Origin of the sequence: Sphaerisporangium sp. NPDC005289, from assembly GCF_040607455.1 — a bacterium.
GTDB lineage: Bacteria > Actinomycetota > Actinomycetes > Streptosporangiales > Streptosporangiaceae > Sphaerisporangium > Sphaerisporangium rhizosphaerae.
Genome location: NZ_JBEXGS010000017.1, coordinates 193473 through 202654 on the forward strand (window position 1 = coordinate 193473; position 9182 = coordinate 202654).

The following is a 9182-nucleotide window of genomic DNA, read 5'->3' on the forward strand; positions in this document are numbered from 1 at the left end:
CACCACCCCGATCACCTCGGTCAAGGCGGGGGAGGGCCGGTCATGAGCGTCACCGCGCCCCTCGGCTTCCGCGCCGCCGGCGTCGCCGCGGGCCTGAAGGCCAAGGGCGCCCGCGACCTGGCCCTGGTCGTCAACGACGGCCCCTCCCGTGCCGCCGCCGGCGTCTTCACCCGCAACCGCGTCAAGGCCGCCCCCGTGCTGTGGACCCAGCAGGTCCTCACCGGCGGCCGGGTCCGGGCGGTCGTCCTCAACTCCGGCGGCGCCAACGCCTGCACCGGCCCGGGCGGCTTCCAGGACACTCACGCCACCGCCGAGAAGGTCGCCGGCGTCATCGGCGACTCGGCCGGCGAGGTCGCCGTCTGCTCCACCGGCCTGATCGGCGAGCGCCTGCCCATGGACCCGCTGCTGGCCGGGGTCGAGGCGGTGGCGGCCCAGCTGTCCCGCGACGGGGGCCTGGCCGCCGCCGACGCCATCCGCACCACCGACACCGTCACCAAGATCGCCTTCCGCAGGGGCGAGGGTTACATGGTGGGCGGCATGGCCAAGGGAGCCGGCATGCTGGCCCCCGCCATGGCCACGATGCTCAGCGTCATCACCACCGACGCCGACGTGCCGGCCGCCGAGCTCGACCGGGTGCTGCGCAAGGCCGTCGGCGTCACCTTCGACCGGCTCGACACCGACGGCTGCATGTCCACCAACGACACCGTGCTGCTGCTCGCCAGCGGGGCATCGGGCGTCACCCCCGACCCCGCCGAGTTCGAGAAGAAGATCACCGAGGTGTGCGCCGACCTGGCCAGGCAGCTCCTGGTCGACGCCGAGGGCGCCACCAAGGCCATCGCGATCGAGGTCGTCGGCGCCGCCCACGAGGACGACGCGGTCACCGTCGGCAGGGCGGTGGCCAGGTCCAACCTGCTCAAGTGCGCCATCCACGGCGAGGACCCCAACTGGGGCCGCGTCGTGTCCGCCGTCGGCACCACCGACGCCGTGTTCGAGCCCGACCGGCTCAACGTCGCCATCAACGGCATCTGGATCTGCCGGGGCGGCGCCGCGGGCGACGACCGCGCCAAGGTCGACCTGCGCGCGAGGGACGTGACCATCACCATCGACCTGTCGGCGGGGCCGCACTCGGCCACCGTCCACACCACCGACCTCACCGCCGAGTACGTCCACGAGAACTCGGCGTACTCCACATGAGCGGCGACACGCCGGCCGCCGGGCGGAACGGAACCGCCCCGCCCGCCGCGGCCCCGCCCGCCGCGGCCCCGTCCGCGGCGGGGCACGTCCTCGGCCCGCACGCCAAGGCCGCCGTCCTCATCGAGGCCCTGCCCTGGCTGGAGCGCTTCCGCGGGCAGACCGTCGTGGTGAAGTACGGCGGCAACGCCATGACCGACGAGACGCTGCGCCGCGGATTCGCCGACGACATGGTGTTCCTGCTCCACGCGGGCCTGCGGCCGGTCGTCGTGCACGGCGGTGGCCCGCAGATCAACGCCCACCTCGACCGCCTCGGCATCGAGACCGGCTTCACCGCCGGGCTGCGGGTCACCACGCCCGAGGCCATGCAGGTCGTGCGCATGGTGCTGGTCGGCCAGGTCAACCGCGACGTCGTGGGCCTGATCAACCGGCACGGGCCGTTCGCCATCGGCATGTCCGGCGAGGACGCCCACCTGTTCACCGCCGAACGCAAGCACGCCGAGGTCAACGGCGAGAAGGTCGACATCGGCCAGGTGGGCGAGATCGTCAAGGTGGAGCCCGGGGCCGTCCAGGCCCTGCTCGACGACGGGCGCATCCCGGTCGTCTCCTCCATCGCCCGCGGCGAGGACGGCGAGATCTACAACGTCAACGCCGACACCGCCGCCGCGGCGCTCGCCGTCGCGCTGGACGCGGGCAAGTTCGTCGTCCTCACCGACGTCGAGGGCCTGTACGCCGACTGGCCGCCCTCGGGCGACGGCGCCGGAACCAAGGTGATCAGCCGGTTGACGGCCGGCGAGCTGGCCGGGCTGCTGCCGGGCCTGTCCAGCGGCATGGTGCCGAAGATGGAGGCCTGCCTGACCGCCGTCAGCGCGGGCGTGCCCCAGGCCCACGTCCTGGACGGGCGGGTGCCCCACTCGGTGCTGCTGGAGATCTTCACGGACGAGGGGATAGGGACCATGGTGGTGCCGGAGGAGGAGTCATGAGCCAGGTCAGCCCATCCGCGACGCCCGGCCACGCCGGAGGCGACCTGCTGGACGCCGGCGCCGCCTCGCTCACCGAGCGCTTCGAGGCCGCGTTCATGCCCAACTACGGGGTGCCCCCGGCCGTGCTGGTGCGCGGCGAGGGGTGCCACGTCTGGGACGCCGACGGCAGGCGCTACCTCGACCTGATCGCCGGCATCGCCGTCAGCTCCCTCGGCCACGGCCATCCCGCCCTGGTGCGCGCCGTCTCCGAGCAGGCCGCCGCGCTCGCCCACAGCTCCAACCTGTTCATCAACGAGCCCGAGGTGCTGCTCGCCGAACGGCTGCTCGGCCTGCTGAAGGTCCCCGGCCGCGTCTTCCTGGCCAACTCCGGCACCGAGGCCAACGAGGCTGCGCTCAAGCTGGCCGTCAAGCACGCCAGGGCCACCGGCAGGAAGTACTACGTCGCCGCCGAGAACGGCTTCCACGGCCGCACGCTCGGCGCGCTGTCGCTGACCGGCAAGGCCGCCATCCGCGACCAGTTCGGGCCCTTCCCGCTGGACGTCCGCTTCGTCCCCTACGGTGACGCCGACGCCCTCAAGCAGGCCGTCACCGGCGACTGCGCCGCGGTCTTCCTGGAGCCCACGCAGGGCGAGGCCGGGGTCGTGCCGCCGCCCGGCGGCTACTTCACCGCCGCCCGGCAGATCTGCGACGCCACCGGCGCCCTGCTGGTGCTGGACGAGATCCAGTCGGCGATCGGCCGCACCGGCCACTGGTTCGCCCACCAGCACGACGGCATCGTCCCCGACGTGCTCACCCTGGCCAAGGGTCTCGGCGGCGGGCTGCCGATCGGCGCGTGCGTCGGCTTCGGCCAGGCCGGCACGCTGTTCGCCAAGGGCGACCACGGCTCCACCTTCGGCGGCAACCCGGTGTCGGCCGCCGCCGCCCTCGCCGTGCTCGGCACCATCGAGCGCGACGGGCTGCTCGCCCACGTCCGCGAGCTCGGCGACCGGCTCGCCGAGGGCATCGCGTCCTTGGACCACCCGCTGCTGTCCGGCGTGCGCGGGCGCGGCCTGTGGCGGGCCATCGTGCTCATCGGCGACCACGCCGCGCAGGTCCAGGCCGCGGCCCAGCGGGCCGGGTTCCTGGTCAACGCCGTGCAACCCGACGCGATCCGGCTCGCGCCACCCCTGGTCATCACCGAGGAGCAGGTCGACTCGTTCCTCGGCGCCCTGCCCGCGATCCTTTCGGAGGTGGCCGGATGAGCGGGCCGATCTCAGGAGCCGTCCGGCACTTCCTGCGCGACGACGACCTCGGCCCGGCCGAGCAGGCCGAGGTCCTCGACCTGGCCGAGGCGATGAAGAAGGACCGCTACGGGTACCGCCCGTTCGAGGGCCCGAAGACCGTCGCGGTGCTGTTCGACAAGCACTCCACCCGCACCCGCGTCTCCTTCGCGGTCGGCATCGCCGAGATGGGCGGCAACCCGCTGATCATCGACGCCGCGGGGTCCCAGATGGGCCGCGGCGAGCCGATCGGGGACACCGCCCGCGTCCTTTCGCGCCTGGTCGCCGCGATCGTCTGGCGCACCTTCGGGCAGGAACGCGTCGAGGAGATGGCCGCCGCGTCCCCGGTCCCCGTCGTCAACGCGCTGACCGACGAGTTCCACCCCTGCCAGGTGCTCGCCGACCTGCTCACCGTGCGCGAGCGCCTGGGCGCCCTCGCCGGGCGCACGCTCGCCTACTTCGGCGACGGCGCCAACAACATGGCCCACTCCTACCTGCTCGGCGGCGCCACCGCCGGCATGCACATCCGCATCGCCGCCCCGGCCGCCTACCAGCCGCACGCCGCCGTCCTGGCCCGCGCCGCCGAGATCGCCGCCGCCACGGGCGGCTCGGTCACCGTGCTGTCGGACGCCGGCGCGGCCGCCGCCGGCGCCCACGTCCTGACCACCGACACCTGGGTGTCGATGGGCCAGGACGGAAAGGACGAACGGGTCGCCGCGCTCACGCCGTACCAGATCAACTCCGCGCTGCTGGGCCTGGCCGCCCCCGACGCCGTCGTGCTCCACTGCCTGCCCGCCTACCGCGGCCTGGAGATCACCGCCGAGGTGCTGGACGGCCCGCACAGCGCCGTGTGGGACGAGGCCGAGAACCGCCTGCACGCCCAGAAGGCCCTGCTCCAGTGGCTGGTGACGCGATGACCATCCCCCTGACCAAGGCGGGGAGGCTCGCCAAGATCGCCGACCTGGTGAACCGCAACCAGGTCCGCTCCCAGCCCGAACTGGCCCGGCTGCTGGCCGAGAGCGGCGTCGAGGTCACCCAGGCCACCCTGTCGCGCGACCTGGACGAGCTGGGCGCGCTCAAGCTGCGGGCCGACGACGGCTCGCTCGTGTACGCGCTGCCGGGCGAGGGTGGCGCGCGCATCCCGCTGACCCGCACGGGCTCCGGCACCGAGACCCCGGCGGCCCGCCTGCGACGAGTGGCCGAAGAACTGCTGGTCTCGGCCGAGGCCTCGGCCAACCTGGTGATCGTGCGCACGCCGCCCGGCGCCGCGCAGTTCCTCGCCTCGGCACTGGACCACGCCGACTGGGAGTCGATCCTCGGCACCGTCGCCGGCGACGACACCATCCTGGTGATCAGCCGCGACCCGACCGGCGGCACCCTGCTCGCGGACTCCCTGCTCAAGCTGACCGAGCGACGTAGTCAGCCCGCGTGAGGCGGGCTGACCGGCACAGACCCGGCCCATGCCGGGCCTTGCGGGCGACATGGACGCCCGAAACAAGATCGCGCCGCGCGGGACGGCCGTCTCGGCTGATGAGCGTCGTTTTGGGCTAGGGTCGCGGATTGAGCATTTCGATCTAGGGAAGAGGAGAACGGTGGCTGAGGGTGGCAAGCCCATGCGGCTATGGGGTGGCAGGTTCGAAGGCGGTCCCGCGGACGCGCTGACACGGCTCTCCGTGAGCGTGCAGTTCGACTGGCGGCTCGCGCCGTACGACCTGATGGCGTCGCGGGCGCACGCCCGGGTGCTGCACCGCGCGGGGCTGCTGAGCGAGAACGAGCTCGAGCGCATGATCGCGGCGCTGGACGACCTCGAGCGGGCCTGCAAGTCGGGCGAGTTCCGGCCCACCGTGGCCGACGAGGACGTCCACACCGCCCTCGAACGCGGGCTTCTGGAGCACCTGGGGTCGCTCGGCGGCAAGCTGCGCGCCGGCCGCAGCCGCAACGACCAGATCGCCACCGACCTGCGCCTGTACCTGCGCGACAACGTCCGCTACATCGTCTCCCGGCTGGTCGAGCTGGAGACCGCGCTGATCAGCCAGGCCGAGGAGCACGCGGCCACCGCCGCGCCCGGCATGACCCACATGCAGCACGCTCAGCCGGTCTCCTTCGGCCACCAGCTCCTGGCCCACGTCCACGCGATCGCGCGCGACGTCGACCGGCTGCGCGACTGGGACCGGCGCGCCGCCGTCTCCCCGCTCGGCGCCGGCGCGCTCGCCGGGTCCTCCCTCCCGCTGGACCCGCAGAGGGTGGCCCAGGAACTCGGCTTCGACTCGGCCGCGCCCAACTCCATGGACGCCGTCGCCGACCGCGACTTCGCCGCGGAGTTCCTGTTCTGCGCGGCGCTGATCGGCGTCCACCTGTCCCGCCTGGGCGAAGAGATCGTCCTTTGGGCCTCCCAGGAGTTCCACTGGATCGAGATGGACGACGCCTACTCCACCGGCTCGTCGATCATGCCGCAGAAGAAGAACCCGGACGTCGCCGAGCTGGCCCGCGGCAAGTCCGGCCGGCTCATCGGCAACCTGATGTCCCTGCTCACCACGCTCAAGGGCCTGCCGCTCACCTACAACCGCGACCTGCAGGAGGACAAGGAGCCGGTCTTCGACGCCGTCGACACCCTGCTGCTCGTGCTGCCCGCGGTCTCCGGCCTGGTCTCCACCATGCGCGTCAACACCGCCCGGCTGGAATCCTCCGCGCCCGACGGCTTCGCCCTGGCCACCGACCTCGCCGAGCTGCTGGTGCGCAAGGGCGTGGCCTTCCGCGACGCCCACGAGGCCGTCGGCCACCTGGTGGTCTGGTGCCAGGTCAACGACACCACCTTCGAGCGGCTCACCGAGGAGGACCTGGCCAAGATCTCCCCGCACTTCACCGCGTCCGCGGCCGACGGCGCCGACGTGCCGGGCCCGCTGGAGGTGCTGAACGTGCAGGGCGCGCTCGCCTCGCGCAAGGCCCACGGCGGCACCGCGCCCGACCGGGTGCGCGACCAGATCGCCGCGCTCCGAGAGATCGTGGACGGCCAGGCCGCGTGGGCGACCGGATCCTAGGCCGGGAAACGGCCGGCGTGGACGGGCGGATGCCCGTCGCTCGGACATCCGAGGTCGCCGGGCGTGTCCTGGACCGCGCGTTCTTCGACCGGCCCGTGCCGGAGGTGGCCCCCGACCTGCTCGGGCGCTTCCTGGTGCACGGGCCGGTCGCCGTCCGCCTCACCGAGGTGGAGGCCTACGGCCCACCCGGGACCGACCCCGCCTCCCACACCTACCGGGGACGCACGCCGCGCAACGCCGTCATGTTCGGCCCGCCCGGCCACCTGTACGTGTACTTCACCTACGGCATGCACTACTGCGCCAACTTCGTCTGCCTGCCCGAGGGAATGGGCTCGGGGGTGCTGCTGCGCGCGGGCGAGGTGGTGCGAGGGGTGGAGGAGGCCCGCACCCGCCGCCACCGGCCCGGCACCTCCGCGCCGCTCACCAGCCCCGGCCGCCCCGTTCCCGCACGCGACCTGGCCCGCGGCCCCGCCCGCCTGGCCGTCGCGCTCGGCATCGGACGCGAGCTCAACGGCGCCGACTGCTGCTCCGGCTCCCGCCCGGACGGCCTACGGGTACTGGAGGGCGACCCCGCCGACCCGGCGTCGATCCGTTCCGGCCCGCGCACCGGCGTGTCGTCCGGTGCGGACACGCCGTGGCGCTTCTGGATCGACGGCGACCCGACCGTCTCGCCGTACCGCAAGCACGTGCCGAAGACCCGGCCGAGCTGACGGCCCGGGCCGTCCCGCATCCTGGTCCTCCGAGTGGCGGAGTGGTGCGGTGATCGGGCAGGCTGTACGCAGGGCGAGAGCCCGGCATTCATCCCATTCAGCGAACGACTCATGAAGGCCAGGATCGTGACCGACATCCTCGATGACCTTGCGTGGCGCGGCCTGATCGCGCAGTCCACCGACATCGACGCCCTGCGGGGCGCGATGAGCGAAGGTCCGATCACGGTCTATTGCGGCTTCGACCCCACCGCCCCCTCCCTGCACGTCGGCAACCTCGTCCCGCTGCTCACGCTGACGCGCATCCAGCGGGCCGGCCACCACGCCATCGGGCTGGTCGGCGGCGCCACCGGCCTCATCGGCGACCCCAGCGGCAAGAGCGAGGAGCGTTCGCTCAACTCCACCGACGTGGTCGCCGAGTGGGTGCGGCGCATCCGCGTCCAGGTGGAGAAGTTCATCGACTTCTCCGACCCCTCCGCCGCCATCCTGGTCAGCAACCTCGACTGGACGGCGGGCCTGTCGGCGATCGACTTCCTGCGTGACGTGGGCAAGCACTTCCCGGTGAACCGCATGCTCGCCCGCGAGTCGGTCTCGGCCAGACTCGCGGGGGAGGGGCTGAGCTACACCGAGTTCAGCTACCAGATCCTCCAGGCCAACGACTACCTGGAGCTGCACCGCCGCCACGGCTGCACTCTGCAGATCGGCGGCAGCGACCAGTGGGGCAACATCACCGCCGGCTGCGACCTCATCCGCCGGGTCGAGGGCGCTCACGTGCACGCGCTGACCGTGCCGCTCATCACCAAGGCCGACGGCACCAAGTTCGGCAAGACGGCCGGCGGAGCGGTCTGGCTCGACCCCGAGCTGACCTCGCCCTACGCCTTCTACCAGTTCTGGCTCAACTCCGACGACCGCGACGTGGTGAAGTTCCTGAAGATCTTCAGCTTCCGCTCCAGGGACGAGATCGAGGCGCTGGAGAAGAGCGCCTCGGAGCGTCCCGCGGCGCGCGAGGCGCAGCGGGCGCTGGCGGAGGAGTTCACCACCCTGCTGCACGGCGCCGACGAGTGCCGCGCGGTCATCGCCGCGTCGGGCGCGCTGTTCGGCCAGGGGTCCCTGGAGGAGCTGCCGGAACGGACGCTCGCCTCCGCGCTCGCCGAGGTGCCACGGGTCACCGTCCCCGCGCTCGGGGCCGCCTACGTCGACCTGCTGGCCGACAGTGGGCTGGTCGAGAGCAAGTCGGCCGCGCGGCGCTCGGTCAAGGAAGGCGGGGCCTACCTCAACAACGTGCGGGTCACCGACGAGGCGTACGTGCCCACCGCCGATGACCTGTTGCACGGGCGCTTCCTGGTGCTCCGCCGTGGCAAGCGTTCTGTGGGCGGCGTCGAGGTGGCGGCCGGCTGACCTCGAGGTCGCAGTCGGCTGAGCCGCCCGTCCGCTTCGGCTCGTGGGTCCGTGACCTGCGGCTTTCCACGGTTTCCCGTCTCAGGCCCCCCGGCCCCCGGTACGCGCGCCGCGCGTACCGGGGGCCGCTGTCGTAGGTAACAGTCTTGTAGCGGATGCGTGAGAGTTTCCCGGATCACGGGATGAGCTGGGCGATCGGCCCCGTAATCGATTTGACGGACCCTCCAGAGCCGCTTAATGTTCTGTTCCACCCCAGGGAAACGGCGGGCCGCCGCAGAGGCGCCTGACTCCCGGGGCATCCCGAACGACACGATCTCGGAAACTCCGTCCTCGACGGAGGGTCCGGTTCTGGTGTGTCGCCCGCACGAGATCGACTCGAGCCGCTATTTGACTCGATTGGACTTGGCGTGGGTGATGACGTAAGTTAGACGGGTTGCCCTGGCGATGGGGTGACCGAGATTTTAGCAGTTCCGAACGGTTACGGCAGATCGGTTGATTTGACGGAGATCGCCGGAAACTGGTAAAGTTTAAGAACACGAGATGAACGCCCCAGTCGGGGGTCGGGTCCTTGGTGGGTCTGGTTTCCGGTGGTGTACGCGTCCGTTT

General features: G+C 72.3%; 8 protein-coding genes. All 8 read left to right on the top strand.

Going from position 1 to position 9182, the window contains the following annotated elements:
• Positions 1-42: 42 nt before the first annotated feature.
• The 8 genes from argJ (at position 43) to tyrS (ending at position 8576) form a co-directional block, all read left to right on the top strand.
• Positions 43-1194 carry a bifunctional glutamate N-acetyltransferase/amino-acid acetyltransferase ArgJ gene (argJ, locus tag ABZT47_RS27465; RefSeq protein WP_354847950.1) on the top strand — a complete coding sequence of 384 codons (1152 nt, stop codon included), beginning with the start codon at positions 43-45 and terminating at the stop codon, positions 1192-1194.
• Positions 1191-2174, top strand: coding sequence for an acetylglutamate kinase (gene argB / locus ABZT47_RS27470; RefSeq protein WP_354847953.1), 984 nt, complete (start codon positions 1191-1193; stop codon positions 2172-2174). The genes argJ and argB overlap by 4 nt, the downstream gene beginning before the upstream one ends.
• A complete protein-coding gene (locus ABZT47_RS27475; RefSeq protein ID WP_354847956.1) occupies positions 2171-3415 on the top strand; it encodes an acetylornithine transaminase in 1245 nt (414 codons plus the stop codon). The genes argB and ABZT47_RS27475 overlap by 4 nt, the downstream gene beginning before the upstream one ends.
• Entirely contained in the window at positions 3412-4350 is a 939-nt protein-coding gene (gene argF, locus ABZT47_RS27480) for an ornithine carbamoyltransferase (RefSeq protein ID WP_354847959.1), read from the top strand. Before ABZT47_RS27475 ends, argF begins: the two co-directional genes overlap by 4 nt.
• Positions 4347-4865, top strand: coding sequence for an arginine repressor (locus ABZT47_RS27485; RefSeq protein ID WP_354847961.1), 519 nt, complete (start codon positions 4347-4349; stop codon positions 4863-4865). Before argF ends, ABZT47_RS27485 begins: the two co-directional genes overlap by 4 nt.
• 181 nt (positions 4866-5046) lie before the next feature.
• On the top strand, positions 5047-6471 hold the full coding sequence (gene argH, locus ABZT47_RS27490; protein ID WP_354847979.1) for an argininosuccinate lyase: 1425 nt from the start codon (positions 5047-5049) through the stop codon (positions 6469-6471).
• A 29-nt stretch (positions 6472-6500) separates the two neighbouring features.
• Complete coding sequence (locus tag ABZT47_RS27495; RefSeq protein ID WP_354847964.1) at positions 6501-7181, top strand: DNA-3-methyladenine glycosylase; 681 nt, start codon at positions 6501-6503, stop codon at positions 7179-7181.
• 126 nt (positions 7182-7307) lie between these two features.
• Positions 7308-8576: a tyrosine--tRNA ligase gene (gene tyrS / locus ABZT47_RS27500; protein ID WP_354847982.1), complete on the top strand. Its 1269-nt coding sequence runs from the start codon at positions 7308-7310 to the stop codon at positions 8574-8576.
• Positions 8577-9182 lie beyond the last annotated feature (606 nt).

What these genes read in the sequence shown, in the direction of transcription:
- argJ (WP_354847950.1), top strand. Translation starts at nt 43, where the DNA reads ATGAGCGTCACCGCGCCCCTCGGCTTCCGCGCCGCCGGCGTCGCCGCG.
- argB (WP_354847953.1), top strand. Translation starts at nt 1,191, where the DNA reads ATGAGCGGCGACACGCCGGCCGCCGGGCGGAACGGAACCGCCCCGCCC.
- ABZT47_RS27475 (WP_354847956.1), top strand. Translation starts at nt 2,171, where the DNA reads ATGAGCCAGGTCAGCCCATCCGCGACGCCCGGCCACGCCGGAGGCGAC.
- argF (WP_354847959.1), top strand. Translation starts at nt 3,412, where the DNA reads ATGAGCGGGCCGATCTCAGGAGCCGTCCGGCACTTCCTGCGCGACGAC.
- ABZT47_RS27485 (WP_354847961.1), top strand. Translation starts at nt 4,347, where the DNA reads ATGACCATCCCCCTGACCAAGGCGGGGAGGCTCGCCAAGATCGCCGAC.
- argH (WP_354847979.1), top strand. Translation starts at nt 5,047, where the DNA reads ATGCGGCTATGGGGTGGCAGGTTCGAAGGCGGTCCCGCGGACGCGCTG.
- ABZT47_RS27495 (WP_354847964.1), top strand. Translation starts at nt 6,501, where the DNA reads ATGCCCGTCGCTCGGACATCCGAGGTCGCCGGGCGTGTCCTGGACCGC.